Origin of the sequence: Gordonia araii NBRC 100433, assembly GCF_000241265.1 — a bacterium.
Taxonomy (GTDB): domain Bacteria; phylum Actinomycetota; class Actinomycetes; order Mycobacteriales; family Mycobacteriaceae; genus Gordonia; species Gordonia araii.
Genome location: NZ_BAEE01000050.1, coordinates 54,417 through 80,237 on the forward strand (window position 1 = coordinate 54,417; position 25,821 = coordinate 80,237).

Genomic DNA, 25,821 nt, shown 5'->3' on the forward strand with positions numbered 1-25,821 from the left:
GCCCCGGGCGCTCGCCGCGTCCGGGGCTGAGTTCAGAAGGGTTTAAACGGTGCTGCGAGCGCGGGTGCGTGCGTTGCGTCGCTTGAGGGCACGACGCTCGTCCTCGCTCATGCCGCCCCAGACGCCGGCGTCCTGGCCGGAGTCGAGCGCCCACGTCAGGCACTCCGCGGTCACCGGGCAGCGGTTGCATACGAGCTTCGCGTCGGCGATCTGCGCGATCGCCGGACCGCTGGTCCCCACCGGGAAGAACAGTTCCGGGTCTTCGTCGCGACAGATTGCCTTGTGGCGCCAATCCATTTCTACAAATCTCCTCATACGCGCGCAGCGATGCGCGCCCGTCTAAAAGCCTCGCGGGCGTTGGCTGGTTTCTGGCTGTTTGCACGAGCGTCAACTGGCGTTCGACCGCTCGTGGGTCCTTGTGAATACTTTCACGAATCGAGCTGAAGTCAATAGGATTCCATTAACACGTGGGCAACATCACTGTTCGCCCGGGGTGCGTTTTGGTGTGTTACGCGGGCGGGGCGACGACCGACAAGGCGTCGGCGCGGTACCCGAAATCGATCGTCAGACGCTCCCCGACGTAGTCGCCGTCGATCTGCACGGGCAGGGCGACGGGGGAGTCGAAGCGAACGGCTTCGACGTCGTCGTCGCGGAACAGGTGGCGCGCATGCGGGTCGGCGCGGACCAGCAGTCGCGTCGCCAGCGGCAGGTTTCGCGCCACACTCATAGTCGACGAGGCGAAAACGCCCAGGCCACCGGACAGGGACGTGCCCGGGTTGGTTTCGATGATCTTGCCGCCCAGGTAGGTCCACGGGGTGGTGTTGAGGACGAAGGCGAAGCTGGTTTCCGGCAGGACATGGTGCTGGCCGTCGCGGTCGGTGACCGTCACCTCGAAGCGTTCTTGGTCTGCCCGATGGCGCAAGAAGGTCACCACCGTGGTGAACAGATAGCGCCCGGGCGTGGCCGCTTTGCCCTTGTTGCGTTTGGCTTCCATGACCTCGACGACCCGTGCGTCGATCCCCATACCACAGTTGAAGAGGAACCAGCGATCGTCGGCGATGCCCAGGTTGACTCCGCGCTGGGCGCCTGATTCGAGCAATTCGATCAGTTGCGCCGTCGCCAGCAGCGGATCGGCGTCGATGCCCAGGGCCCGTGCGAACACGTTCGCGCTGCCACCCGGAATGATGCCCAGGCGGGGCTGTGCCGTCGGCTTGGGGTCCGCGGGCGTCCCGAGCAACCCGTTGACCACTTCGTTGACCGAGCCGTCGCCGCCGTGGACGACGATCGCGTCGTAGCCGCCGTCGCTCAGCGCCCGTTGCGCCAGTTCCTCGGCGTGGCCTCGATGAGTCGTCTGCTCGACGGTGAGATCCATCCGGGCACCGAGGGTGTGCGCGAGGGTGTCGCGGCCCGCCGGGGTGGTCGCGGTCGCGTATGGGTTGACGATCAGCAATGCCCGCACGGAACACCACCCTACGGTGGCCACTTGTTCGCCGCGCAATACCCTTGGGGTCATGCAACGACCTGCCGCAACTCCCAAGCCGATCTGGTGGGCCGGCATCTCGATCGCGATCCAGGGCTGCGTCGGACTCGTCGCGGCGGCGATTCTGGTCCTCCGGGAGCTCGGCGGTCATCACGAGGATTTCGCCAGCGGCTACGGACTGGCGATGTGGTGCGCGTTCATCGGGCTCGGCGTGCTCGCCGGCGGCATCGCCCTTCTGCGCGGCAAGCGGTGGGGCCGGGGAATCGGCGTCGTCGCCGAGTTGCTGCTGTTGCCGGTGGCGTACGCGCTGTTGACCGATAGCCATCAGCCGTTCCTCGGGGTTCCGCTGGGGTTCTGGGCGCTCGGTACACTCGCCGCCCTGTTCACCGCAAGTTCGCTGGAATGGGCGGCAGGCCCCAATGCCCCGGAGGACTCCGAACCGTAAGGTAGGCGCCATGACTACGACCGTCGCGATCGCCAATCAGAAGGGTGGGGTCGCCAAGACCACCACTGCCGTCTCGCTCGGCGCCGCCCTGGCCGACCTCGATGTGTCGGTTCTCGTCGTCGACCTCGATCCACAGGGGTGCCTGACCTTCTCGCTCGGGCACGACCCCGACCAGCTGCAGGTATCGGTGCACGACGTGCTGCTCGGCGAGGAGGAGATCACCGACGCGCTGCTGACCACCGACGACGGCCCCACCCTGTTGCCGGCCACGATCGACCTCGCCGGGGCCGAGGCGCTGTTGTTGATGCGGCCGGGCCGCGAGTACGCCTTGAAGCGCGCGCTGGCCGAGGTGGCTCAGGACTACGACGTCATCTTGGTCGACTGCCCGCCGTCGCTGGGCGTACTGACACTCAACGGTCTGACCGCAGCCGACTCGGTCATGGTTCCGCTGCAGTGCGAGACGCTGGCGCACCGTGGAGTCGGACAGCTCTTGCGGACGGTCACCGAGGTGCAGCAGATCACCAACCCGGACCTGACACTGCTGGGCGCGATTGCTACCCTCTACGACGCCCGCACCACCCACAGCCGCGATGTGCTCGCCGACGTCGCCGACCGCTATGACCTCTCGGTGATCAATCCGCCCATCCCGCGCACCGTGCGCTTCGCGGAGGCATCCGCGTCGGGCGCGTCGGTACTGCGGGGTCGCAAAAACAAGGGTGCTATCGCCTATCGCGAGCTGGCGGAGAACCTCTGGGGGCACTGGTCGAAGGGACGCGACCTGGCGACCTTCGCCCTGACCGAGGGGTAGCTCAGGGGCCGTACGCGGTGATCATCGCACCGTGCTGCTCGATGATCTGCTCGCCGATCACGGCAGGGACTATCGCCGCATCGGCCGGGCCGGGGTTGCGCGGCACCGGCATCTCGCGCTCGCGACGCCCCGTCGCGGCGTCGACGACGAGATAGCCTGCTCCGGTGGGCACCAGCATCTGCCCGCCGACCGCGACGGCCGGGCCGCGCGTGCCGGGGACCGCGAATCGCGGCCGCATCGTCTCGGCGTCGAGGACGACGGTCGCCTGCCCGGTCCACACCGAGGTGAGGCCCTCATCGCTGACCGGGGCCGAGCTCGCGGGCAGCCCTTCTCCGCCGAGTACCGGGTGACGACCGGTGTCGGCGCCGTCGACGTCGAAGGTGCGGATGGCGGCGGATGCCGGCGCGGGCGCGTTCGCGCCGCCGTCGTAGACGGCGATTCCGGTTTCGGACATCGCGACGACAACCGGCGGTGCGAAGGCGGTGCCGCTCGTGATCACCGACGAACCGTGTTGGGTGATCTTCTCGTCCTTGTTGAGGACGGCTCCGAGGACGGTCAGCCGGTAGCCGGTGTCGCCGTCGCAATGTTCGACGATGGCGACCCGGTCGCCGGCGGTCATCCCGGACATGAGCCGGCAGCTGATCCCCTCGCGCGGGGCGACTTCCGGCTTGAACCGGGCGGCGACGCGGCCGTACTCGATCCCGCGTACGAGGTTGGACCCCCACGTCTCCAGTCGTTGCGGGCCGATGCTCAACGCGTATCCGCCATCGGATTGCAGGGTGACCGAACCGTCGGCGTCCGAGCTACGGGTCGCGCGACGGATGCCTCGGTCGGCGGCGATGGCCGTGACTTCGCCGCATCCGCGCGCGTTGCGGTAGGCCGCCAGCGCGGTCGGAGTCGTGGGCCACCACGCGGCGAGCAGTCCGCACAGCGGCAGTTCACGCTCGTAGCGCCACAGTGACCGCCCGCTACCGGGGTCTCGGGCCTGGACGACACCGTCGTGTCCGGTGAGGACGACGGCGTCGGTGACCTGCGGTGCACGCGTCGCGGCCGAACGGGCGGTCCACTTCGTCACCAGCCGGTCCGGCGCCTGCACCGGGTACGCGGGCGTGGTCGGCGTCGTCACGGCAGGTGACAGGGTCGTGCGGCGAGCGGAACTGAAGTACCAGGTGGCCGTCGCGGTGATGGCCAGGGCGACGACGATAATCGCCGAGACGACGAAGTCGACAGGCCGACGCCGAAGCGGTCGCATCCGGGCGGTGACGAGCTAGTCGCCCTGGGCTGCGGTCGGTGCCGCGGCCGCGGTCGACACGGCATCGCCGGTGCCCTTGCCCCGGCCACCACGGCGACGGCGACGCCGCCGCGGCGCGCCGTCCTCGCCGGTCGATGCCTCGGCGGTCGGGGCGCTGGCCGACTTCGCGGCGGGCGTCTTCTCGTCCGACTTCGGGGAGCCCGCGCCAGCGGGCTTGCCCCCGCGTGTGCGACGGCGTGAGCGCTGCGTCTTGGTGCGCTCGGGCCGCTCGACACGCGTCTGCTTCTCACGGCCGGCGCGAGTGCCCGATGCTGTCTTCGGCGCACCGATGCGCCCGGTTGCCGACTCGGGGATGCCGAGTTCCTCGCGAAGGTGCTCGGAGCTGGAGTACGTCTCGACCGGGTCGGGCACGCCGAGGCCGAGCGCGTTGTTGATGAGTTCCCAGCGGTGCATCTCGTCCCAGTCGACGAGGGTGATGGCGATACCGGTGCGACCGGCGCGGCCGGTGCGCCCGATGCGGTGCACGTAGGTCTTGTCGTCCTCGGGGCACTGGTAGTTGATCACGTGGGTCACGTCGTCGATGTCGATGCCGCGAGCGGCGACGTCGGTGGCGACGAGCACGTCGATCTTGCCCTCGCGGAATGCCGACAGCGCCTTCTCGCGGGCGACCTGTCCGAGGTCGCCGTGGACGGCGCCGACGGCGAAGCCGCGTTCGGCGAGGTCGTCGGCGACCTTCTGGGCGGTGCGCTTGGTACGGGTGAAGATCATCGTCGCGCCGCGGCCGTCGGCCTGCAGCACGCGCGCCACCAGTTCTGCCTTGTCCAGGGCGTGGGCGCGGTAGACGTGCTGGGTGGTCCGCTCGTGCACCGCGGAGTCGTTGGCGTGCTCGGCGCGGATATGGGTCGGACGGTTCAGGAAGGTGCGTGCCAGGGTGACGATCGGCCCGGGCATCGTCGCGGAGAACAGCATCGTCTGGCGGGCGCTGGGCACGGCGGCGAGGATGCGCTCGATATCGGGGAGGAAACCCAGGTCGAGCATCTCGTCGGCCTCGTCGAGGACGAGGATCTCGACCTTGCCGAGAACCAGGTGGCCCTGCTGGGCGAGGTCGAGAAGGCGGCCGGGGGTGCCGACGACGACGTCGACGCCGGCCTGCAACTCGGCGATCTGGGACTCGTAGGGTCGACCGCCGTAGATGGAGGTGACCTTCAGCGGTCGCGTCGTGCCGTCGGTCAGCGTGACATCGACGCCCTTACCGGCGACCGCGAGGTCACCGGTGACCTGCAGGCACAGCTCGCGGGTCGGCACGATCACCAGGGCGCGCGGGGTGTTGTCGAGTTCGCGGACCCCCGACGTCGGGGCGGTCAGCAGACGGTGCAGCAACGGGACGCCGAACCCGAAGGTTTTGCCCATGCCGGTGCGCGCCTGGCCGATCAGGTCGTCGCCGGCCAGCGCCAGCGGCAGCGTCAGCTCCTGGATGGCGAAGGTGTGGGTCTTGCCGTCGGCGATCAGCGCGGCGACGATATCGTCGTGCACGCCCAGTTCGGCGAAGGTGGGAGCGGAGTGCTCCTCGTCGATGATGGTGGTCTGCACCGACTCGTCGGTGTCTGTCGTATTGCTCATATGCGTTTGTCCAAAGCCTCTCGGATTGCCTCGCGCGCATCCGGTGGCTTGGGCCAGCTCCTTGGTCGCGGCTCCCCGTCGGGGGCGCGTGCGGAGCGATGCGCGCACAATTGTCGGCGCCGCGCTCGTCGAACCTTGGTGGGCGACGCCTGACGACAGTGTACTTGGTCAGCCGTACCAGACCCGCCTACCATCCATCCCATGGACGAAAACCCGGGCATCGCCAAGCTCTACTCGGTCCTCATCGCCGGCGAGTACGCCGCGCACAACCGACTGATCACCGAATCGGCGATGGCCCCGGATGTGCCCAGCCGCATAGCCATTGGACGGATGGCCGCTTCCGAGATGGGGCATTTCGACGAGCTGGCCGCCGAGCTGGTCAAGCGGGGAATCGACCCCGTCGAGGCGGTGCTGCGCCACCTGGACGTCTTCGATCGCTACCACGGCACGACGAATCCGAAGACCTGGGACGAAGTCATGGTGAAGGCCTATGTCGGGGACGGGCTCGCCGCCGACTTCTACGGCGAGCTCTCCGACGTGCTGCCCGACGAAGCGCGGCGTGTCGTGTCGACGGTGATGGCCGAGACCGGCAACTCCGAGTTCGCCAAAGATTGGGTGCGCGCGCGGGTCGCCGCGCAGCCGGAGCTGCGCTGGCCGCTGACCCTGTGGGGGCGACGCCTGCTGGGCGAAGCCATCACCCACACACAGTGGGTGCTCGCGGCCGAGGAAGACGTGACCGACCTGCTGTTCACCGGCGGCTCGACCGACCTCGCAGCGGTTTCCCGCTTCTTCGAATCGGTTACTGATCGTCACGCGAAACGCATGGCTGATTTGGGTTTGGGGTAGGAGCGAATGAAGCTCGGATGCTACTGAAATCCGCCACTTCGTCCACATGTTTGGAGGTATGTCGAACATGGCTATCGTGAATGATGGCGCGATGACCGTCGACCCGACGGTGTTGTTAGCCCACGCGAAAGAGGTGCGGTCGAGGGCTGACCAAGGGCGAGAGGAGCTGGCGAGCCACCGCCGCAACATAGAGGACGCGGCTGCCTCGTGGGGTCCAAGTTCCCGTCGGGCTATGAGCGAACGCGTCGCAGAGTGGGCATCGGACACCCGCACGATAGTCGCCAACCTCGAGAACTACGCGGACATGATTTGCGACGCGGGTCATCGCTACGCAGCGCAGGAGGAGCAGAATACTGGGCGAATGAACTCAGCCAGCAGTTCTGTTGGCCGTGATCGCTTGAATTTGGCGTGACGCTATGCTCCCCAGCGAAATTCGTAGGTGGAAAGTAGAAGACATTGAAAGTGTCTTCGGGTTATGCGACCGGACGACCCGGACATGTGAGTGGATCGGCCAGCCAATCGCAAACCCCGACGTCTTCTCGACATGGTCCGGCGATGCGGCAAGGGCTGCTCGCCGCGCCGGCAAGAAGCGCCGAAAAGACTTGGACGCCCACGGCAACGAGGCCCGTCGCGTCGGAGTGCTCGCAAAAAGGGCGGCAACGGCCGTGGGCGATCTACAGGTACGCTTGGACAAATTGGCGAAGGCGATCAGTGATCAAGGGATGGTGCTGCACGAGAATACCGGGTATGTCGAGGACCTCCGGCCACCGAGCCTCGACGAGCAGTTGGGGTCGACCGACGTCGCAGCTGCCGCTGCCGCTGCCGAACGTGAGGCGATGAAGCAGCGGTTTCAGCAACAGGTGGCCGATCTGATGCGAGATGCGGACGATGCCGACAGAGATCTCGCCGTCGCGGTCCAGGCGGCAAGCGGTGAGACGCCGATGAACCAGATTGGCGCGCCTGGTGACCCGAACTGTGAAGGCAGCTTTCCTGGAAAGTCGGCACGTGAGGTCTGGGGTTCTACACCCTTTGCGCAGAATCCCAATTCGCAAATCGTGAAGAGATACATACCAATGGTGTTGCCCAAGGGTTGGCGCGACAATCCGAGGAACCCCACTACAAATCTGGGAAAAACTCACAGTAAGAAAGTCGTCTTCGACCCGAACGATCGCGGAGTGACGGGACCGTACTCGGGGAGCTTCCACCGGAGGGGATCGACCTCCGGTAGTGACAAAATCGAGTTTGAGAGGCACAGCTACAAAGGGGGCAAGTTTACCAAAACGGAGTCGCTGGAGATTGATGTTGACCGCGGAACTCGACTCCGCGCAGACAGTGCAACACCGACATCAATGCGTGAGGTTACTATCAACGGCAAGCAATACATGGAGGTCGAATACACCTACGACTATTCTGCGTCGAATACCGTGAAGGTCGGAGTGAATGGTATTCCGTTTCATCACACATCGGGGTGGAATTCTCTTACTGTCGATGAGGTCAACAATCTCTACACCAACTATGGGATTGCGGCTCCCCGGCCCGGAGTCCGGCCAGGGGAGTAACCACCTTGAGGAGGACTATGAAGCGTCGATGGGTATTCGTCTTGCTGCCTTTGGTGGTTTTGTTAGTACTCGCATCTGTTCTTGTCTTCGCGTCAACGGATCGCGGTTCGGACGCACCGGATTCTGGTCGTACGACTTCTGGCGGTGCGGCGAACACTTTCGGTTCGGACGAGGCCTTCATGCTCACTGTTGCGGATCTCCCATCCGGATATGCCGTCCGCCCGCTGACCATCCCTCAGCTGCCGTTCGAGCAAGAGCTGAAGCAGGAGAAGGCCACGCCCTCTGTCGAGGATGGCTGTCACCGAGAACGCGTCGAAGCACTTGAGGAGTCTGTGGACGTTCCTATGGCCGCGATCTCAATCCAGCCGCCCATAGGTCGGGGTCTTCACGACTACACGCAAGTGGTTATCCATAGTCCCGACACCGTGGACCGTCTGCTGAACAGCAACGTTCAATGCGCGTTCACATGGTTCTTCACTTCAGCGGGAGAGAGGTTCGAACGCCGAATCAATTCGCTGCCGGAGCCGCCCCATCTGCCCAATGGAGTCGCGGTGACCGTGTGGTCATGGAACACCTGGGGTGTCGAATCGGCTAGAACACAGTATCGCCTGCAAGGCTTCGCTGTGTTCAAGGGCAAAGGGATGCTGCTGGAGACGACTAGCCCGGTCGCTATTGACTCGAAGCAGTTCCAGGCGATCTTCGTGAAGGCCGTCAACAAGTTTGCCCGGACGACGTAGCCAAGGTCGACCGCGACAAGAACGATCGGTGAGAATGACATGATTGGGCGGATCGCGTACGTCATGTTTGCGCTGCTCGGTGTGATCGTCCTAATTGTGGCGGCACTGTTCGTGGTACTCCGCTCCGAACCGAGGGCCGAATCATCCCAGGTGCCGCGCGGATCGAGCACGCTTGCCCAGTCCACTCGTGCATCGAACACCATCGCTGTCGATAGATCCTTGATGCTCACCGCTTCGGACCTCCTCCCTGGGGCCTATATCTCGACGCCGCTGACCGACCCCTACGTTCCGATAGATCAGGAACTGAAGGGAGAGCAAGCGAAACCTTCATCGCCGGAGGGTTGTCACGAGCTGCGATTGGATGCGCTCACCGGGCTGTCGAAGGTGCCCTTGTCGGCCATGCTCTTTCAGCCATACGGGGCGGCCGGGAGCGGAGTCCAATACACCCAAATGGTCGTCCATGACTCGAATGCGGTAGCTCGCCAGGTGACGAGCACCGAGACATGTGCGGACAGATGGCTGACCGATTCGCGTGGGCGGAATACCGCTCGCAGGGTGACTCCTTTGCCTGAGCCGTCGTCGATGCCAGATAGCGCCCGCGTGTTCTTGTGGCACACCTGGCAGGACGACGCGGGCTCGGTAGAGCGCCGGATCGACGGGTATGCCTTGGTCGGGAATATGGGAATGCATCTGTTTGCCACTAGTTCGGGCGAGATAGAAATCAAGGAGTTCGAGTCAGTGTTCAGAAAAGCTGTGAACCGGTTCGCCGAGGCCAGCTCCGGGCGATGAACCACTAGAGTAACGAGGTCATGTCATGATCTCTCTGCGCAAGATGCATCCAATATCAATGATGGAGGGGACCGATGCGAAGCAACTTCGCAATCTTGTGACGCCGGCGGCTATCCTGGCCGCGTTGTTTATCACGGGAATCTCGGTGTTCGTAAATTCGCGATCAGGTGCGTCACTGACCGGGATTCTTAGCCTCTTCGCGCCGTGGTTCCTGGTGGCGGGCGCAGCGGGAAGCCGTCCACTGTGGGATCCAGATTTCGTGACGGGCGACGTTTCGGGCAGCGCGGGTGGCAGGTGTTCTGGAAATACTACGGCCCGATCGGACTACTCATTTCGGTTCTGTTCAATGTGCAACTGTCGTTGGTCAATGATCATTTAGATCCGCCCGAGTGGTACTCCGGAACCACCTTCTTCGTCGTTGTGGCACTGATCGGCGTTGCGACGTTCGCGATCCCGCTGACGCCGATCCGGCAGATCGGATCAGGTCTTTTCGTTGGGGTTGGTGTGATTACGTTGTTTCCGATCATGCTCTATCTCGTGCTGTTCCTTGTACTCCCGTATTTTGCCTATGTGGCGACGGCCGTTGTCTGTTGGATAATCGCGACGCGGACCAACGCGCCGACCGAGGAGTCGCAACCGTTCGGGGGTGGATCGCCGTCACCGTGAACCACACAGAAAGGTCGTGTCGGTGAAGCGAGTGGCCCTGGTCGCGGTGCCGCTGGCACTCGTTTGCGTGCTGGTTGCCGCGTCGATTGCACTCTTCTCGGGGAGATCTGGCGAGGAATCTTCGCGGGCCTCCAACACAATCGCCGGCGACGAGGAGCGCATGCTTACCATCGCGGACTTTCCTCCCGGGTACTCCTCGGTCCCGCTCGCCGATCCCTACGTCCCGATTGCGAAATCGTTGGACGTGGAGAAATCGACGCCGTCGTCGCCTGACGGATGTCATCAGATTAGGGTTGGCGCATTCGAAGAAATGCTAAAGGTCCTGCTGTCTGCCAAGAACTTCTTTCCCCGCCCGGGTGCCGGTCAATCGGTGTACACGCAGATGGTGTTTCACGACTCGAATGCCGTGGCTCGACAAGTGACGAGTGGAGACATCTGTGCCAACAGTTGGTCGAAGAACTCGCGCGGGCAGACAGTTGAGCGCCGGATGACAGACTTGCCCGTCCCTCAAGGGTTGCCAGCTGGCGTGCGCATACGTCAGGTCATGGCGCGTATGGGAGCAGGGCTCGAGTCTTTCGGAGTATCGCACCGAAGCGTATGCCTTGGTCGGGGATATGGGCATGCACTTGGAGACCGCCCTTCCGGTCGAAATCGACAGGGCGCAGTTTGAAACCGTCTTCGTCAAAGCTGTGAACCGATTCGTCCAGGCGAAGTAGCCATGGCTGGTCGCGTCGTCTGGCTTCCGCTGTCGGCGAAACCGAGGTCACGGCATGTCGTAGCGCTTCGAGTCTCGGCTAGGCTCTAGCCCATGAGCGTGGAAGTGAAGATCGGCATCGTCGACAGCCCCCGTGAACTGGCCGTGCAGGTGGCCGATGACAGCGAGAAGACCTTCGACGCGGTGTCGTCGGCCCTGAGTGGCAAGACCGACCTGCTCACTCTGACCGATGACCGCGGCTCGCGCTTTCTGATCCCGTCGGCGAAGATCGCCTACGCCGAGGTCGGCAGCGCCGAAGTCCGCCGCGTCGGCTTCGGCTCCAAGTAGCTACTTCGCCTTTTCGACGTTCTGATTGGGGACGCGGGACAGTCCGCCCCACAGCAGGGCGACGGTGGTCTCCACCGCGATCTCCTTGTCGACCGGCCGGTGCGCGTCGATCCAGTAGCGCGCGTTGACCTGACTCGCTCCGACGAGGCCCGCGGCGAGCATCCGCGACCGGTACGGGTCATAACCCGAGTCGTGCATGATGAGTTCGTAGACGGCATCGACGCACGCCTCGATGGACCCCTCGACGCGCTTGATGACGGCCGGATCCTTGACGTCGGAAGTGAAGATGAGGCGGTAGCCGGAGTTGTCGAGGTCGACGAAGTTGAAGAAGGCCTCGACGGCGGCGCGTACACGCTGCCGGTTGTCGGTGCTGATGCGCAGCGCGTCGTTGATCGCGGTGACCAGCTTCTCGGCGTGCGAGTCGACCACGGCGATGTAGAGGTCGAGTTTCGACGGGAAGTGCTGGTACAGCACCGGCTTGGATACTCCGGCGTGAATGGCGATCTCGTCCATGCCCGCCGAGTGGTAACCGCGCTCGACGAAGATCTCACTGGCAGCGTCGAGGAGCTGTAGGCGGCGCGCACTGCGCGGCAGCCGCGTGCCGTTGCGGCCGGCGGGAGTCGTGCTGGACGAAGTCATGGCAGCAGCCTACTCCCGGGGTGGTCGGACGCTTTTCGGTAACCTGGACGTCATATGTGGAGCCTGCGCGGAATCCTGTGCGGCCTGTGAGAAAGTTAACGCGTGAACCGATCTGAGGACGTCCGCAACGGCGCTCCTCGACCCCGTGCGGGCGAGGGGGGCCGGTCGCGCCCCGCCGCCGGCGATCCGAACCGGCAGCGAACCGCCGCCGACGGCGGGTATCCGAACGCGGATCGGTATCGGTACAACGCGCCTCCGCCTCCGCCGCCTTCCGGGGCGATGCCACGCTCGCGCCCGGCCTCTGGTGCGTACCCGGTCACGCGGCCGAACCCGGGGCAGCCACTGACCGCGACGTGGGATCCGCCTGCCGGCTCGGCGAGCGCCTTCGAAGATCTCGGCAATCCAGTGAGCCGCTTCATCGCCACCTACGGTTGGCGCGCGTACGCCATCCCGGTGCTGTTTGTGCTCACCGTCGTACTGATGGTGATGACGGTGCGCGGGGGAGAGGCCGACGGCGCGGCCGACAATGCCTCGCCCGACGCGGGCCCCAACACGCAGATCGTGACCGAGTCGGCGCCCGTGGGCGCGCCGACGGGGAACATCGCCGAGTCGGCGCTGCCGGTCGGTGCGCTGCCGCCAGGCGGGCACTTCACGCGCGAGGGGCGTAAGACGTTCCACGTCGTGCCGGTTGCCGGCAAGCCGAAGAAAGCGGGCACCGGCGCAAGGCTCTTCACGTATACCGTGGAGGTCGAGGACGGTCTCGTCGCCCACGACTTCTCCGGCGACCGGGCCTTCGCGTCGATGGTGGAGGCAACCTTGGCCAACAAGAAGAGCTGGATCGGCGGCGGCAAGGTCTCCTTCCAGCGCGTCGGGCCGGGCAACAACCCGGATCTGCGGATCTCGCTGACGTCGACGAACACCGCGCGGGCGCTGTGCGGCTACCAGATCAAGCTGGAGAGTTCCTGCTTCTACCCGCCGACGCACCAGGTGATCATCAATGAGGCGCGGTGGGTGCGCGGTGCGATCTCCTTCGCCGGCGATACCCACAGCTACCGCCAGTACCTGATCAACCACGAAGTAGGGCACGGCATCGGCTACGAGGCGCATGAACCGTGCAAGCAGGACGGCGCCCTTGCACCGATCATGATGCAGCAGTCGTTCGGGACCGCTAACAAAGACATCATGGCGCTCGACCCGGACATGAACGCCAACCGCGCACTGAGCTGCAAACCCAACCCCTGGCCATTCCCATGACTCTTCCTCCGTTGACCGAACCGACCGGCGAACTGAGCCGCGAGGAGGTCGCCCGGTACAGCAGGCACCTGATCATTCCCGACGTCGGCATGGCCGGCCAGAAACGCCTGAAGAACGCCAAAGTTTTGGTCATCGGCGCAGGAGGATTGGGCTCTCCGACGCTGATGTACCTGGCCGCCGCCGGAGTCGGCACGATCGGCATCGTCGACTTCGACGTCGTCGACGAATCCAACCTGCAGCGCCAGGTGATCCACGGGCAATCCGACATCGGCATCGCGAAGGCGCAGAGCGCGAAGAACTCCATGCTGGAGATCAACCCGCACATCACCGTCAACACCCACGAATTCGCACTGAGCAACGAGAACGCCGTCGAACTGTTCTCCCAGTACGACCTGATCCTCGACGGTGCGGACAACTTCGCCACCCGGTACCTCGTCAACGATGCGGCGATCCTGGCCGGCAAGCCGTACGTCTGGGGGTCGATCTACCGCTTCGAAGGCCAGGTCTCGGTGTTCTGGGAGGACGCGCCGGACGGCCAGGGCATCAACTATCGCGACCTCTACCCGCAGGCGCCACCGCCCGGAATGGTGCCGTCGTGCGCCGAGGGCGGGGTTCTTGGCATCCTCTGCGCGACGATCGGCTCGATCATGGGTACCGAGGCGATCAAGCTGATCTGCGGGATCGGGGAGACCCTCCTCGGCCGCCTCATGGTCTACGACGCGCTGGAGATGACGTTCCGGACCGTTCGGATCCGCAAAGATCCGGACGGCGTCAAAGTCACCGAACTCATCGACTACGACGACTTCTGCGGCGTGGTGTCCGACGAGGCGCAGGCCGCCGCTGCCGGTGCGACGCTGACCCCCGCCGAGCTGAAAGCCCGGCTCGACGACGGTGCGCGACTGGCGCTGATCGACGTCCGCGACCCGGTCGAGTGGGACATCGTGCACCTCGACGGTGCGACGCTCGTTCCCAAAGGCGAGTTCGAATCGGGCGACGGTCTGGCGAAGATCCCGCAAGACCGTCCGACGGTGCTCTATTGCCGTACCGGGGTGCGTTCGGCCGAGGTGCTCGCGATGCTGAAGGGGGCGGGCTTCTCCGACGCGACTCACCTGCAGGGCGGCATCACGGCGTGGGCCCACCAGGTCGATCCGTCCATGCCCGTCTACTGATACCCGCTTGCCCAGATGCGTTCACCTAGATTGCGAGACGCGCATTGATCATTTGCCTATATGGGCATATGATGGTCGGCATGGCCCGAGCAGCGACCACGTCGGACGCGTTCAACGCGATCGCCGAGCCGCAGCGCCGGGAGATCCTGGTCCGGCTGCGGCGCGGGGAACGAGCGGTCGGCGAGCTGGCGAACGAGCTCGGCATGACCCAACCGCAAGCCTCCAAACATCTGCGGGTGCTACGCGAGGTCGGGCTGGTGCAGGTCCGAGGTGCGGGCAAGCAGCGGCTCTACGACCTCGATGCGAGTGGGCTCCTGCCGGTACAGGAATGGCTGGGCGGCTTCGAGCAGTTCTGGAGCGAGAGCTTCGACCGATTGGACGCCTACGTGCGGGATTTGAATCAGACGCGACAGGAGCACCCTCATGAGTGATACGACCGACCGCGAGATCGTGGTCTCCCAGGTCATCGGCGCACCGCGCGATCTCGTCTTCGAGGTCTTCACCGATGTCGCGCATCTCTCTCAATGGTGGGGGCCCGAAGGGTTCACCACGACGACGCGATCATTCGAGTTCCGCGTCGGCGGGGAGTGGGACTTCATGATGCACGGGCCGGACGGAACCCACTATCCCGAGTGGATCAGGTGGCGGGAGATCGTCCCACCGGAGGCGATCGTGCTCATGCACGGTGAGTACCGCGACGATCCCAACGCCTTCGACTCATTCCTCAGCTTCGAGCCGGAGGGGGACGGCACCCGGCCGACTACGTCGTCGAAGCCTCGGCCACCAACCGATAACCAGGAGGCACCGTGTCACTCGTCCGCGTTCACAACTTCTCCATCTCGCTCGACGGCTTCGGCGTCGGCGAAGGCCAGCGAAAGGAAGAGCCGTTCGGTCACGCCGGAACCCGCCTGCTCGACTGGGCCATCGGGACCAAGACTTTCGTGGAAATGGGTTTCCACGACGAGCAGGAAGGCTCCGTCGGGATCGATGAAGCCTTCGCGAGCCGATGGAATACCGGCATCGGCGCAGAGGTCATGGGACGCAACAAGTTCGCCCCCAAGCCCGGACCCTGGCCCGACGAGCAGTGGCGGGGCTGGTGGGGCGACAACCCGCCGTTCCACACTCCGGTTGTCGTCCTCACGCATCACCCGCGCCCTCCGCTGGAACTGGAGGGCGGCACCTCGTTCCATTTCGTCGACGCGGAGCCGGAAGCCGCGCTGGCGCGCGCTCGCGAACTCGCGGGTGATCTCGACGTGCGGATCGGCGGTGGCACGACGACTATCCGCGAGTTTCTGCAGGCCGATCTGATCGACGAGATGCACATCGCCGTCGTGCCGATTCTCCTCGGTCGAGGAGAACGGCTCTGGGACGGACTGGAAGGTCTCGAGCAGCGATTCCACGTCGAAGCGGTGACCTCGCCGAGCGGCGTCGTCCACCTGACCTTTTCCCGGCGCCGCTGACCTACCCCACGCAAACCCAGCAGTCGGAGACAAACCCGACACCGAATCGCTGCTGGGTTTGTCGCTAACCGCGGGGTTTGCCTAGACGCGGAGGCGGACCAGGTCGACGACCCGCATCAACCCGGGCAGTGCGCCTGCCGTCGAACGCGGGTGCAGCGCGTGCACGGCCAGCCGGAACATGGCGGCGCGCAACAGCATCTGGCCCCATTCGGGCTGATCGGACCATCGGTCGAGGAGATCCTCGTCGGCGCCGCCCCAGGCCAGCGAATCGACCGCGACGACCGCGGCCGCCCAAGGGGCCGGCCGCCAGTACGGCACGATGTCGGTGATGCCCGGTGCGGCGGCGCCCGCGAAGAGCACGGTGCCGAACAGGTCGCCGTGGACGATCTGCGACGGCGAGGTCACCGGACGGCGCAGGCCCGCCAGGGTCTTGAGCGCGTCGACGCTCGCCTTCCCGTCGTCGGTGACCGGCTCGGACATTCCGGCTGCTCGGGCGGTGCGCAGCGGCTGATCCTCCCAGGCGGCGCGGTCGGCGGCGGTGAAGACATCGACGTCGGTGTACGGCGGGGCGGGCGGCTGGAGCAGGAAACGCGGCCGGTCGAGATTCGCCAGGGCCGTGTGCAGCCGCTCGGCGACCTGCAGCACCTCGTCGTACCGGGGCTCGGGCGACCCGGCGATGTAGGTGTCGGCACGCCATCCGGAGACGACGTAGCGCCCGTCGGTCGAGCGGAACGGTCTCGCGATGCGCAGGCCGTCGACGAAGAGATTCTCGCGGGAGGCGGCCGACCACGCCGCACGGGCATGGTCGGGAACCATCGACAACACGACCTCGCCGACGCGCCAGCCGCCCACCCACTGATCTCCCATCGGAATCGGTGGATGGGCCGTCAGGCCGAAGGTTTGCCGCACGTGTTCGGGCGGCTCGACTGTGGTCACGACCCAAGATTACCCAGCTAGCCGTCCGATTCCGGGCAGCGACACTTCGGGCCGGACCGAGCACGGATCGCCAGACGTGTGCGCCTGAGACCTACCGGCCGGGCGGCGACCACCGGCATTCGCGGAGTACGACCCGGCCGTCGACGACGGGCGCTCCCTCGTCGGCGAGGCGGGAAAGTTGCCGCGAGGCCAGGTGCGACGGCGGTCTGCCGGAGGCGCTGATCACGCGGTGCCACGGCAGGTCGGCGGAATCGGTGCGCATGATCCAGCCGACGATGCGCGGGCTGGAGAGCCCGGCAGCATCGGCGAGGTCGCCATAGGTGCAGACCTGGCCGGGCGGAATGGCAGCGACCAGGCCGCGGACTCGCTCGACGTCGTCGTCGGTCACCTTGGCCATGGCGCTCAGTCTCCTCGCACGAGGCGCGCCACGAGGCCGGGCGCCAGAAACGGCACCATGTGTTCGCAGTCGGCGTGGTGAATCCGCACCGAGTCGGCACGGTGCTCCCGGCAGGCGTCGAGGAATTCGGCGCTGACCAGCGGAGGGTCCACCCGATCGGCGACGACGACATCCGTCGGCAGCCCGGCGGGCGGGAGTTCGAACCCCGTGGCCATCTCGCTCCACGCCGTCGCCGCTGCCGGTTGGCTCACCCGCCAGCCGTAGCGTCCGGCGGGCAGGAGCACCTGTTCGGACGGACGCAGGTGCGCGGCAATCTCCTCGTCGAGGATGTCGTCGGGTACCTCGGCCCAGCCCTCGCCGCGCTTGGCGTCGCGCGCGACATCCGGCGACGGATACGTCCAGTGGGCCATGCTCGCGGAGGCGATCTCGAGCGCCCGGTCGGGGGCGAGGCCCTGCGCCGGATCGAGCAGGACGAGCGCCCGGACTTGCTCCGGGTGTCGCTGTGCCAGGCGGATGGCCAGGGCACCGCCGAACGAGTGCCCGACGAGCGTGAACGGCGAATCCAGCTCGGCGACAACGGAATCGAGAGCCGTCAGATTCGCCTCGTACGACCACGGCGGCTCCCACGACGACTCGCCGTGCCCCAACAGGTCCGGGGCGACGATACGGTGTGAGGGCAGGTCGCGGGCGAGACGCGCCCACCGCCTGCCGTGTCCGGTGAGTCCGTGCAGGGCCAAGACGAGCGGCGCCGTCGTGGCGTCCGGACGAGCCGAATCGTCGCTCGGATCGCGAGGGCCGAAGGTCTCGAGGTGCAGTGCGCTCATGGTGCGTCCGACCCTAATCGAACAGCGCGACTTACCCCCGACGAGGACGTCAGACCGACGTGATTCGATAGGGCATGGTCCGCAGCCCGGCTCAGCGCCCCCTCGTGCGCACGACGCTGGTCGCCGCGCGGCCCCGGGCCGACGCGCCCCGGCATTGGCCGCCCGAGGTGGCGCGTCTGATCGAGAACCCGGTACTGGCCGATCGGGAACGCCCGTGGCTGCCCCACCGGGTCCACGGCGGCCCGGGCAGCGGCAAATCGTCGATCATCGTCGACGCCGCGGTAGCGCGCCTCACGCACCCGGATGTCGACCCCGAGTCGGTGCTGGTGCTGGCCGCGAGCCGACGAGCCGGCGCGGCATTGCGCGAACAGATCACGCGCGGGGTCTTGGCGGCCGGCGGATCGCCGGCCGGCGCCGCGCGCGAGCCATTGGTGCGGACCATCCACTCGTACGCGTTCGCCATCCTCCGATTGCAGGCCCAGGCACACGACAATCCGCCGCCGCGCCTGATCACCGGTTCGGAACAGGATGTCGTGCTGCGCGAGCTACTCGCCGGCGATGTCGCCGACGGCGCGGCCCACTGGCCCGAGGTGCTCCGGCCCGCGTTGCCCACCGACGGGTTCGCCCAGGCGTTGCGCGATCTGCTGATGCGCGCGGCCGAGCGCGGAGCCGGTCCGGAGGAGCTGGTTCGTCTCGGAAAACGGCACCGGCGCCCCGAGTGGGTCGCGGCCGGCCGCATGTTCGCCCAGTACGAGCAGACGATGCTGCTGCGCGGGGCTGTCGGCGTCGGAGCACCGCAGGCCAGCGCACCGGCAGTCGACGCCGCCGAGCTGGTTGGGTCGGCACTCTCGGCGTTCGCGACCGACCCCGACCTGCTGACCGCTCAACGGGCGCGGATCCGGCACGTCCTCGTCGACGACGCCCAACACCTCGATCCGCAGGCCGCGCAACTGGTCCGGCTGATCGGTACCGGCGCGGACTCGACGATCATCGCGACCGACGTCGACCAGTCGATCTTCGGGTTCCGAGGGGCATCGCCGCAGTTTTCCGACGAGCTGGTCGACGGTGATGCCCCGCGCGATATCGAGCTCGTGCGCGACTACCGCGCCGCGGGACCGATCAACGCGGTGGGCGCGGCGCTGGCCGCGCGGCTGCCCGGTGCGCGCCCGCACCCGTATCCCGAACCGGATGCAGACGCGTCCGGGACCGCGACGGTCAAGGTCTTCACCTCCGCGGCCAAGGAGGCGACGGCCGTAGCCGACGTGCTGCGCCGAGCCCATTTGTTCGAGGATGTGCCCTGGTCGTCGATGGCGGTCATCGTGCGGTCCGTTCCGCGCGCGCTGCCGGCGCTGCGCCGAGCGTTCCGCTCCGCCGGGGTCCCGGTGGTCACGCCTGCGTCGGATCTGCCCCTGCACCGGCAGCGCGCGGTGGGCGCCTTTCTCGTGGCGCTCCTCGCCGCCGACGGAGCCGACCTGGAAGCCGAGTACGTCATCTCGTTGCTCACCGGCCCGATCGGCGGCGCGGATCCGGCAGCGTTGCGGCGGTTGCGCCGCGGTGTTCGCCGGGCCGCCGAGGGCGAGACTACCGACTCGATCGCCGCACTCGGCGCTGCCATCGTCGACGACGAGGAGGCGCGTCGTTACTCCGAAGTGCTCAGCGAAGCCGAGGCCCGGCCCCTGAACCGGGTGCGTACGGTCGTCATGGCTGCCCGAGCGGCGATCGCGTCGAAACGATCGGTCGAGGAGGTGCTCTGGGAGGCGTGGCAGGCGTCGGGGCTGGAACGTCGGTGGGCGCCGGCGGCGTTGCGCGGCGGACCCGCGGGCGAGCAGTCCGATCGCGACCTCGATGCGATGCTCGCGTTGTTCGAGGCGGCCGAGTCGTTCGGTGAGAACCTGCCCAGCGCCGGTGTCACCGCGTTCGTCGACCACGTCGTCGCGTTGCAGATCCCGCGCGATTCACGGGCTCCCTCGGCACGAGACGGCGCGGTCACGATCTGTTCCGCCCACGCCGCCGCCGGGCGCGAGTGGGATGTCGTCGCGGTCCCGGGAGTGCTCGACGGGTTGTGGCCGTCGCTGCGCCCGCGCGGCAGCATCTTGGCGACCGGTGCACTCGTCGACCTCCTCGACGGCCTCGACCCCGAAGCGGTCGACACCGTCGCGCGCGGCACGGTCGCTCTCGCCGACGAACGACGGTTGCTGCTCGTCGCCTGCTCGCGGGCGCGCCGGCGGCTGTTCGTCAGCGCCGTCGAGGACGGCAGCGGAGAGTCGGCGCCGTCGCGGTTCATCCCGGAGATCGCCGCGGTCCTCGGAACCGGTCCCGACGACGAGCGCGAGCCCGAGGCGGTGCCCGTCGACCCCGGCGTCGACCGCGTGCTGTCGCTGCCGTCGCTGGTCGCCACGCTGCGTGCGGAGGTCATCGCCGGCGTCGGCGACGACGAGACCGGGCCAACGGCGCGGGCGCGGGCGGCGGCCGAGCTGCTGGCCCGATTGGCCGATCTCGATATCCCCGGCGCGCACCCCCGCGACTGGTACGGGCTCGCCGACGCGAGCACCGACGAGCCGCTGTGGCAGCCCGCCGATGGGCCCCGGCGCCTCTCCCCGTCGAACATCGAATCGCTGACCCGGTGCTCACTGCGGTGGGTGCTGGAGGGGCACGGCGGGCGCGACGGCGACGCCACCCCCGCCGTCACCGGCACCCTCGTCCACACGTTGGTGCAGGCGCTCGCCGGACAGATCGCGCCCGACGACGTGACGGCGGCGCTGCGCGGAATCTGGGACCGCGTCGACACCGGTGCCGAATGGTTCTCCCAGCGCGAACTGGAGCGCGCCGAGCAGATGCTCGACAACTTCCGCAGCTGGCTGACCGCTTCGCGCGACGCGCTGGACGAAGTGGGCACCGAGGTCGACGTCGATGCGCGGCTGGGGTCGGAGGACGGCACCGGCGACATCCCCATCCGCCTCGTCGGCCGCATCGACCGGCTGGAGACCGACCGCGCGGGCAGGCCCGTCGTCGTCGATGTGAAGACGGGAAAGAATCCGCCGAGCAAGGCCGACGCACAAGCGCACCCGCAGCTCGCTACCTATCAGTTGGCGCTGCATCTGGGCGGCGTGGAGGGCTTTGCCGACGGGACGGAGCCCGGCGGGGGAGAGCTGGTCTACGTCGCAAGTCCGCACAAGACGACCGGGGCCGCGGTGCGTCAGCAACCGCCGCTGACCGCGGAGCAGATTTCGGAGTGGATGCTGATCCTGCGCGCGGCGGCGAAGGCCAGCGTCGGTCCGGTGTTCACCGCGACGCGTAACGAGGGGTGCGGCCACTGCGGCCTGCACACGTCGTGTCCGGCGCAGCTGACGGGCCGGAGCGTGGTCGATGACTGAGTTGATCCCGGCCACCAGCATCGCCGCCGCGCTCGGGTTGCCGCGCCCCACTCCCGAACAGGTCGCCGTCATCGAAGCGCCGCTCGAACCGGTTCTCGTCGTCGCCGGTGCCGGGGCGGGGAAGACCGAGACCATGGCCGCCCGCGTCGTCTGGTTGGTGGTCAACCGGTTCGCCGGGCCCGAAGAGGTGCTCGGCCTGACGTTCACCCGCAAAGCGGCGAGCGAACTCGGGGCACGGATCCGCCGGCGCCTCTCGGCACTGTCGGGGGCGCCGGTGCTGGCCGAGTGGGATCCCGACGGGTCGTTGCGGACCCGGTTGCGCAACGCCGACCCCGAGATCAGCACGTATCACGCGTACGCCGGTCGTCTCATCGCCGACTACGGCCTCCTGCTCCCCGTCGAACCGTCGTCGACGCTGCTGAGCGAGACCGAACTGTGGCAGCTGGCCTTCTCCGTCGTCGCCAACTACTCCGGCGAACTCGCCACGCGCAAGGTGCCCTCCGGCGTCACCGAAGCCGTGCTCAAGCTGTACTCCGACTCCGCCGAGCACCTCGCCGGGCCGGACGAGCTGGCAGTGGCCGGCCAAGACCTGTACGACCTCGTCGACACGCTGCCGAAGGGCCCGCGGCAGCGCGACGAGCCGTCACGCAAACTGCGCGACATCCAGGACGTCATCGATGAACGGCGGGCGTTGCTGCCGCTGATCAGGGAACTGAGTGCGCGGATGCGCGAACAGGGCGCGTTGGACTTCGGGTCGCAGATGTCGCTGGCCGCGCAGCTGGTGACCCGGCATCCCGAGGTAGTGGCCGCCGAACGCGCGTCGGTGCGCGCCGTGCTCCTCGACGAGTACCAAGACACCGGGCATTCGCAGCGCGTACTGCTGCGCGCGTTGTTCGGCACCGGCGGCGCGCCGGTCGCGGTGACCGCGGTCGGTGACCCGATCCAGTCCATCTACGGGTGGCGCGGTGCCTCGGCGGCCAACCTGCCGCGGTTCTCCACCGACTTTCCGCGGCCCGACGGGACACCCGCGCGACGACTCGAACTGCTCACCAGCTGGCGCAACGGCGCGCATGCGTTGCGGCTGGCGAACGCCGCGTCGGAGGAGTTGCGGCGCCGAGGTGTGCCGGTGTCGGTGCTGAACCCGCGCCCGGACGCACCGCTGGGAACGGTGTCGATGGCGCTGACGGAGACGGTGCTCGACGAGCGTGCGTGGATTGCGGCCTCGATCGCGCGGCGGTACACGGCGGCTGCCGATGCCGGCGACTCCCCGCCGACGACGGCGATCCTGGTGCGGCGCAACGAGGACTCGGCGCCGTTGGCCGCCGAGTTGGAGAGCCTGGGCATCCCGGCCGAGGTGGTCGGGATCGGCGGTCTGCTGCACGTACCCGAGGTCGAGGACATCGTCGCGACGCTGCGGTTGATGGCCGACCCGATGGCGGGCAGCGCCGCGATGCGGCTGCTCACCGGCGCGCGCTGGCAGCTCGGCGCCGCCGATATCGCGGCGCTGTGGCGGCGGGCGCGTGAACTCGCCGCGCGAACGAGGGTCGCCGACATGCCGTTGGACACCCCCGAGCAGCTGGCCGAGGTCCTCGCGGCGTCGGTTCCCGACGAGCTGGTCGACGACGCCGGGATCGCCGACGCGCTCGTAGACCCGGGTGACGCGTCGCGCTACAGCCCGGAGGGATTCGCCCGCATCCGTCGATTCGGCAGCCAGCTGGAGCAGCTGCGCCGCCGCATCGGACAGCCGCTGCCCGAACTCGTCGCCGACGTCGAGCAGACCATTGGTGTCGCCGTGGAAGCCCAGATCCGGGCGCGGCGGATGCGGGGAGCCACGACCGGGCGCGAGCACCTCGACGCGTTCGCCGGCTACGTCGCCGCCTACGCGGACAAACCCGGGGCGACGCTGCCTGGTCTCCTCGCCTTCCTCGACACCGCCGAGACGATCGAGAAAGGGCTCGAACCCGGCCGCGTCGAAGTCGCCGAACAGCGCGTACAGATACTCACCGTCCACGCGGCGAAGGGGCTGGAGTGGGACGTCGTCGCGATCCCGCACGTCTGCGGCGGCATCTTCCCGAGTGGCCGGTCGGACGGGACGTGGCTGGGCAGCGTGCGCGAGCTGCCCGCCCAGCTGCGCGGCGACCTGGCCGATCCGGGCGCGGGGAAGGGCGGGTCGGAAGGGTTTCCGCGGTTGGATCTCTCCGGTGTCGCCGATCGCAAGGAGCTAGAGGTAGCGCTCGACGATCACAAGGAAGCGATTGCGCGGCGCCGCCTGGAGGAGGACCGGCGGCTGCTCTACGTCGCACTCACCCGGGCCAAGGAATCGCTGCTCGTCTCCGCTCACCACTGGTCGATGGGATCGGCGAAGCCGCGTGCCGTCTCGGAGTTCTACGCGGAACTGGTCGAGATCGTCCAGGCGGCGATCGACGATCCGGGCGTCGACTCGACGGGACTGGTCATCGACGTCGACGCGGCCGAGCCCGCCGCCGACGCGGACAACCCGTTGGCGGCGCACGTCGTCAGCGCGGCGTGGCCGGCCGACCGGCTGGGAGAGCGGCGCAGCGCGGCCGATCGGGCCGCGGCCCTCGTGCGGGATCGTCTCACCTCGCGCGCGCAACCCTCCCTGTTCGACGACGGAACGTCGGCACCCGCGGACGCGACCGTCGAAGACCCGGAGGTCGAGCAATGGCGGGCCGAGGTCGACGTTCTCCTGTCCGAGCATGCCGAATCCAATCGGGCCGGCGTTGATGTCGCGCTGCCGACCCATCTTTCGGTGAGTCAGTTGGTCGAACTCGACACCGACGAGGCGACCTTCGCCCAACGGCTGCGGCGGCCCGTCCCCTTCAAGCCCAACCCGCTGGCGCGCCGCGGGACGGCCTTTCACGCGTGGGTGGAGCGGCGGTTCGGCGCGACGAGGCTCCTCGACATCGACGAACTGCCGGGCGCCGCCGACGAGACCGCCACCGTCGACGAGGATCTCACCGAACTCATCGAGCGGTTCGAAGCGTCGCGGTGGGCGTTGCGAACGCCGGTGGAGGTGGAGGTGCCGTTCGAGACGGTGATCGGGGATACGGTGATCCGCGGCCGAATCGATGCGGTCTTCACGGAGAAACCCGGTCCGGACGGGAGGCCGCGATGGCTGGTCGTCGACTGGAAGACCGGCACCGTGCCGGAGCCGGCCAAACGGAAATCCCTCAACATCCAGCTCGCCGCGTATCGGATCGCCTGGTGCAAGCTCGTCGGCGCCGAGCCCGACCAGGTCACCGCCGCGTTCCACTACGTCCGGTCGGATTTCACGCTCGAACCCGACGATCTGCCGGACGCCGACGCGTTGGCGGTGTTGCTGGGAGCCGGTCGAGCGGAGCGAGGGGGATGATGATGTCGAGCGGAGCGAGGGCGATGATCCGGTCTTGCGGTGCTAGATTCCCACAGGTGACCATCACGAGGCGCCGATGAAGGCCCGTTTGCGTCGCAGGGCGCGCGCTGGTGCCCTCTCGGCCGAGCCGGAGTACGCGCTCGTCAACATCGTGCGCATCCCCGACGCGCGGGTGAGCCCCGCGCGGGCGATCGGGCGCCGCATCCTATTCGCGCTGCTCGCGCTGCTGTTCACGTCGCTTATCGTCTACATCGACCGCGCCGGGTATCGGGACGCCAAGGGCGGAACGATGTCGTTCCTGGACGCGATGTACTACTCGGCGGTGACGTTGTCGACGACCGGCTACGGCGATATCACCCCGGTGAGCGAGGGTGCGCGGCTGGTGAACATCATCGTGATCACGCCGCTGCGCGTGCTGTTCCTGATCGTCCTGATCGGTACCACCCTGGAAGTGCTGACCGAACGGTCGCGCCAGGCGCTGAGGATCCAACGCTGGAGGGCTACCTTGCGCAATCACACAGTCGTCGTCGGATACGGCACGAAGGGTCAGACCGCGGTCGACGCGATGCTCGGCGACGGCGTGAAGCCGTCGGAGATCGTCGTCGTCGATCCGTCCCAACAGGCGCTCGACGCCGCCGAGGCACACGGGCTGGTCACGGTGCGCGGCGACGCCACGAAGTCCGATGTGCTGCGTCTCGCCGGCGCCGCTCACGCGGCGAGCATCATCATCGCCACGAGTCGTGACGACACCGCGGTGCTGACGACGCTCTCGGCGCGCGAGATGAACAAGACTGCCACGATCGTCGCGTCGATCCGCGAGTCGGAGAACTCTCACGTGATGAAGCAGTCCGGCGCGAATTCGGTGGTCGTGACCTCCGAGACGGCCGGGCGGTTGCTGGGCATCGCGACCCAGACGCCCAGCGTCGTGGAGGTCTTCGAGGACCTGCTGACCCCCGACGAGGGGTATGCGATCGCCGAGCGGATCGTCGACCCGACCGAAGTCGGCGGATCACCGGCACACACGGTCGACATCGTGCTGGGCGTCGTCCGCGACGGCAAGCTCTACCGCGTCGGCGAGCCCGAGGTCGAGTCCATCGAGCCGGGCGATCGTCTGTTGTACGTCCGGCGCGGGCTGGACAAGGATCGCTGAT

Annotated in this window: 24 protein-coding genes and 1 pseudogene; 17 read left to right on the forward strand and 8 right to left on the reverse strand. The window is 67.4% G+C overall.

Features of this window, described 5'->3' with window-relative positions:
• Positions 1-42 precede the first annotated feature (42 nt).
• Positions 43-297 carry a WhiB family transcriptional regulator gene (locus GOARA_RS09190; RefSeq protein ID WP_007322075.1) on the reverse strand — a complete coding sequence of 85 codons (255 nt, stop codon included), beginning with the start codon at positions 295-297 and terminating at the stop codon, positions 43-45.
• A 211-nt stretch (positions 298-508) separates the two neighbouring features.
• Complete coding sequence (locus tag GOARA_RS09195; protein ID WP_007322076.1) at positions 509-1,459, reverse strand: diacylglycerol/lipid kinase family protein; 951 nt, start codon at positions 1,457-1,459, stop codon at positions 509-511.
• Positions 1,460-1,511: 52 nt separating this feature from the next.
• Here GOARA_RS09195 and GOARA_RS09200 point away from each other — a divergent pair, with 52 nt between their 5' ends.
• Both GOARA_RS09200 and GOARA_RS09205 read left to right on the forward strand, forming a co-directional pair.
• On the forward strand, positions 1,512-1,925 hold the full coding sequence (locus tag GOARA_RS09200) for a hypothetical protein (RefSeq protein WP_007322077.1): 414 nt from the start codon (positions 1,512-1,514) through the stop codon (positions 1,923-1,925).
• Between the two features lie 10 nt (positions 1,926-1,935).
• Positions 1,936-2,733, forward strand: a complete 798-nt coding sequence (locus GOARA_RS09205) for a ParA family protein (RefSeq protein ID WP_007322078.1) — start codon at positions 1,936-1,938, stop codon at positions 2,731-2,733.
• Between the two features lies 1 nt (position 2,734).
• Here the strand turns inward: GOARA_RS09205 and GOARA_RS09210 are convergent, their stop codons facing one another.
• Both GOARA_RS09210 and GOARA_RS09215 read right to left on the reverse strand, forming a co-directional pair.
• Positions 2,735-3,985, reverse strand: coding sequence for an Rv3212 family protein (locus GOARA_RS09210; RefSeq protein ID WP_007322079.1), 1,251 nt, complete (start codon positions 3,983-3,985; stop codon positions 2,735-2,737).
• Between the two features lie 15 nt (positions 3,986-4,000).
• Positions 4,001-5,605: a DEAD/DEAH box helicase gene (locus GOARA_RS09215; protein ID WP_007322080.1), complete on the reverse strand. Its 1,605-nt coding sequence runs from the start codon at positions 5,603-5,605 to the stop codon at positions 4,001-4,003.
• Positions 5,606-5,806: 201 nt separating this feature from the next.
• Between GOARA_RS09215 and GOARA_RS09220 the strand changes: the two genes are divergently transcribed.
• The 7 genes from GOARA_RS09220 (at position 5,807) to GOARA_RS09250 (ending at position 11,244) form a co-directional block, all read left to right on the forward strand.
• Positions 5,807-6,451: a ferritin-like fold-containing protein gene (locus GOARA_RS09220; RefSeq protein ID WP_007322081.1), complete on the forward strand. Its 645-nt coding sequence runs from the start codon at positions 5,807-5,809 to the stop codon at positions 6,449-6,451.
• A 91-nt stretch (positions 6,452-6,542) separates the two neighbouring features.
• Positions 6,543-6,863, forward strand: a complete 321-nt coding sequence (locus GOARA_RS20840; RefSeq protein WP_373277741.1) for a WXG100 family type VII secretion target — start codon at positions 6,543-6,545, stop codon at positions 6,861-6,863.
• A gap of 4 nt (positions 6,864-6,867) precedes the next feature.
• Positions 6,868-8,010 carry an Rv0964c family protein gene (locus GOARA_RS19815; RefSeq protein ID WP_007322083.1) on the forward strand — a complete coding sequence of 381 codons (1,143 nt, stop codon included), beginning with the start codon at positions 6,868-6,870 and terminating at the stop codon, positions 8,008-8,010.
• 17 nt (positions 8,011-8,027) lie between these two features.
• Positions 8,028-8,747 carry a hypothetical protein gene (locus GOARA_RS09235; protein WP_138947620.1) on the forward strand — a complete coding sequence of 240 codons (720 nt, stop codon included), beginning with the start codon at positions 8,028-8,030 and terminating at the stop codon, positions 8,745-8,747.
• A 63-nt stretch (positions 8,748-8,810) separates the two neighbouring features.
• Positions 8,811-9,536 (forward strand): hypothetical protein, encoded by a 726-nt coding sequence (locus tag GOARA_RS09240; protein WP_170265617.1) that lies wholly within the window; start codon positions 8,811-8,813, stop codon positions 9,534-9,536.
• Positions 9,537-9,830: 294 nt separating this feature from the next.
• The gene (locus GOARA_RS09245; protein ID WP_007322086.1) at positions 9,831-10,202 is read left to right on the forward strand and encodes a hypothetical protein; all 372 of its coding nucleotides are present in this window, start codon (positions 9,831-9,833) and stop codon (positions 10,200-10,202) included.
• 808 nt (positions 10,203-11,010) lie between these two features.
• Positions 11,011-11,244 (forward strand): DUF3107 domain-containing protein, encoded by a 234-nt coding sequence (locus GOARA_RS09250; RefSeq protein ID WP_007322088.1) that lies wholly within the window; start codon positions 11,011-11,013, stop codon positions 11,242-11,244.
• Here the strand turns inward: GOARA_RS09250 and fasR are convergent, their stop codons facing one another.
• Positions 11,245-11,883 carry an HTH-type transcriptional activator FasR gene (gene fasR, locus GOARA_RS09255; RefSeq protein ID WP_007322089.1) on the reverse strand — a complete coding sequence of 213 codons (639 nt, stop codon included), beginning with the start codon at positions 11,881-11,883 and terminating at the stop codon, positions 11,245-11,247.
• 102 nt (positions 11,884-11,985) lie between these two features.
• Here fasR and GOARA_RS09260 point away from each other — a divergent pair, with 102 nt between their 5' ends.
• The 5 genes and pseudogenes from GOARA_RS09260 to GOARA_RS09275 all read left to right on the forward strand — a co-directional run bounded on the left by GOARA_RS09260 (position 11,986) and on the right by GOARA_RS09275 (position 15,766).
• On the forward strand, positions 11,986-13,137 hold the full coding sequence (locus GOARA_RS09260; protein ID WP_007322090.1) for a DUF3152 domain-containing protein: 1,152 nt from the start codon (positions 11,986-11,988) through the stop codon (positions 13,135-13,137).
• Positions 13,134-14,306, forward strand: coding sequence for an adenylyltransferase/sulfurtransferase MoeZ (gene moeZ / locus GOARA_RS09265; RefSeq protein WP_007322091.1), 1,173 nt, complete (start codon positions 13,134-13,136; stop codon positions 14,304-14,306). The genes GOARA_RS09260 and moeZ overlap by 4 nt, the downstream gene beginning before the upstream one ends.
• An 80-nt stretch (positions 14,307-14,386) precedes the next feature.
• Positions 14,387-14,737 (forward strand): ArsR/SmtB family transcription factor, encoded by a 351-nt coding sequence (locus tag GOARA_RS09270; protein WP_007322092.1) that lies wholly within the window; start codon positions 14,387-14,389, stop codon positions 14,735-14,737.
• Positions 14,730-15,053, forward strand: a pseudogene (locus tag GOARA_RS19360) (SRPBCC domain-containing protein); the annotation flags it as partial. The gene GOARA_RS09270 and the pseudogene GOARA_RS19360, both read left to right, overlap by 8 nt.
• 59 nt (positions 15,054-15,112) lie before the next feature.
• The gene (locus GOARA_RS09275) at positions 15,113-15,766 is read left to right on the forward strand and encodes a dihydrofolate reductase family protein (protein WP_007322093.1); all 654 of its coding nucleotides are present in this window, start codon (positions 15,113-15,115) and stop codon (positions 15,764-15,766) included.
• A gap of 81 nt (positions 15,767-15,847) precedes the next feature.
• On the opposite strand, the gene GOARA_RS09280 is transcribed toward GOARA_RS09275, so the two are convergent.
• From GOARA_RS09280 to GOARA_RS09290, 3 genes are all read right to left on the reverse strand, one after another.
• The gene (locus GOARA_RS09280; RefSeq protein ID WP_007322094.1) at positions 15,848-16,702 is read right to left on the reverse strand and encodes a TIGR02569 family protein; all 855 of its coding nucleotides are present in this window, start codon (positions 16,700-16,702) and stop codon (positions 15,848-15,850) included.
• Positions 16,703-16,793: 91 nt separating this feature from the next.
• Complete coding sequence (locus tag GOARA_RS09285) at positions 16,794-17,099, reverse strand: MGMT family protein (RefSeq protein ID WP_007322095.1); 306 nt, start codon at positions 17,097-17,099, stop codon at positions 16,794-16,796.
• A gap of 5 nt (positions 17,100-17,104) precedes the next feature.
• A complete protein-coding gene (locus GOARA_RS09290; protein ID WP_007322096.1) occupies positions 17,105-17,923 on the reverse strand; it encodes an alpha/beta fold hydrolase in 819 nt (272 codons plus the stop codon).
• Between the two features lie 74 nt (positions 17,924-17,997).
• On the opposite strand from GOARA_RS09290, the gene GOARA_RS09295 reads away from it, so the two are divergent.
• From GOARA_RS09295 to GOARA_RS09305, 3 genes are all read left to right on the forward strand, one after another.
• Positions 17,998-21,297 carry an ATP-dependent helicase gene (locus GOARA_RS09295; protein ID WP_007322097.1) on the forward strand — a complete coding sequence of 1,100 codons (3,300 nt, stop codon included), beginning with the start codon at positions 17,998-18,000 and terminating at the stop codon, positions 21,295-21,297.
• Positions 21,290-24,670, forward strand: coding sequence for an ATP-dependent helicase (locus GOARA_RS09300; RefSeq protein ID WP_007322098.1), 3,381 nt, complete (start codon positions 21,290-21,292; stop codon positions 24,668-24,670). The genes GOARA_RS09295 and GOARA_RS09300 overlap by 8 nt, the downstream gene beginning before the upstream one ends.
• Before the next feature lie 76 nt (positions 24,671-24,746).
• The gene (locus tag GOARA_RS09305) at positions 24,747-25,820 is read left to right on the forward strand and encodes a potassium channel family protein (RefSeq protein WP_007322099.1); all 1,074 of its coding nucleotides are present in this window, start codon (positions 24,747-24,749) and stop codon (positions 25,818-25,820) included.
• The last annotated feature ends 1 nt before the right edge of the window (position 25,821 follow it).

Coding starts and splice junctions, on each gene's coding strand:
- GOARA_RS09190 (WP_007322075.1), bottom strand. CDS start 297: ATGGATTGGCGCCACAAGGCAATCTGTCGCGACGAAGACCCGGAACTG.
- GOARA_RS20840 (WP_373277741.1), top strand. CDS start 6,543: ATGACCGTCGACCCGACGGTGTTGTTAGCCCACGCGAAAGAGGTGCGG.
- GOARA_RS09205 (WP_007322078.1), top strand. CDS start 1,936: ATGACTACGACCGTCGCGATCGCCAATCAGAAGGGTGGGGTCGCCAAG.
- GOARA_RS09200 (WP_007322077.1), top strand. CDS start 1,512: ATGCAACGACCTGCCGCAACTCCCAAGCCGATCTGGTGGGCCGGCATC.
- GOARA_RS09235 (WP_138947620.1), top strand. CDS start 8,028: ATGAAGCGTCGATGGGTATTCGTCTTGCTGCCTTTGGTGGTTTTGTTA.
- GOARA_RS09270 (WP_007322092.1), top strand. CDS start 14,387: ATGGCCCGAGCAGCGACCACGTCGGACGCGTTCAACGCGATCGCCGAG.
- GOARA_RS09210 (WP_007322079.1), bottom strand. CDS start 3,985: ATGCGACCGCTTCGGCGTCGGCCTGTCGACTTCGTCGTCTCGGCGATT.
- GOARA_RS09290 (WP_007322096.1), bottom strand. CDS start 17,923: ATGAGCGCACTGCACCTCGAGACCTTCGGCCCTCGCGATCCGAGCGAC.
- GOARA_RS09305 (WP_007322099.1), top strand. CDS start 24,747: ATGAAGGCCCGTTTGCGTCGCAGGGCGCGCGCTGGTGCCCTCTCGGCC.
- GOARA_RS19815 (WP_007322083.1), top strand. CDS start 6,868: ATGCTCCCCAGCGAAATTCGTAGGTGGAAAGTAGAAGACATTGAAAGT.
- GOARA_RS09295 (WP_007322097.1), top strand. CDS start 17,998: ATGGTCCGCAGCCCGGCTCAGCGCCCCCTCGTGCGCACGACGCTGGTC.
- GOARA_RS09220 (WP_007322081.1), top strand. CDS start 5,807: ATGGACGAAAACCCGGGCATCGCCAAGCTCTACTCGGTCCTCATCGCC.
- GOARA_RS09300 (WP_007322098.1), top strand. CDS start 21,290: ATGACTGAGTTGATCCCGGCCACCAGCATCGCCGCCGCGCTCGGGTTG.
- moeZ (WP_007322091.1), top strand. CDS start 13,134: ATGACTCTTCCTCCGTTGACCGAACCGACCGGCGAACTGAGCCGCGAG.
- fasR (WP_007322089.1), bottom strand. CDS start 11,883: ATGACTTCGTCCAGCACGACTCCCGCCGGCCGCAACGGCACGCGGCTG.
- GOARA_RS09250 (WP_007322088.1), top strand. CDS start 11,011: ATGAGCGTGGAAGTGAAGATCGGCATCGTCGACAGCCCCCGTGAACTG.
- GOARA_RS09240 (WP_170265617.1), top strand. CDS start 8,811: ATGTTTGCGCTGCTCGGTGTGATCGTCCTAATTGTGGCGGCACTGTTC.
- GOARA_RS09285 (WP_007322095.1), bottom strand. CDS start 17,099: ATGGCCAAGGTGACCGACGACGACGTCGAGCGAGTCCGCGGCCTGGTC.
- GOARA_RS09215 (WP_007322080.1), bottom strand. CDS start 5,605: ATGAGCAATACGACAGACACCGACGAGTCGGTGCAGACCACCATCATC.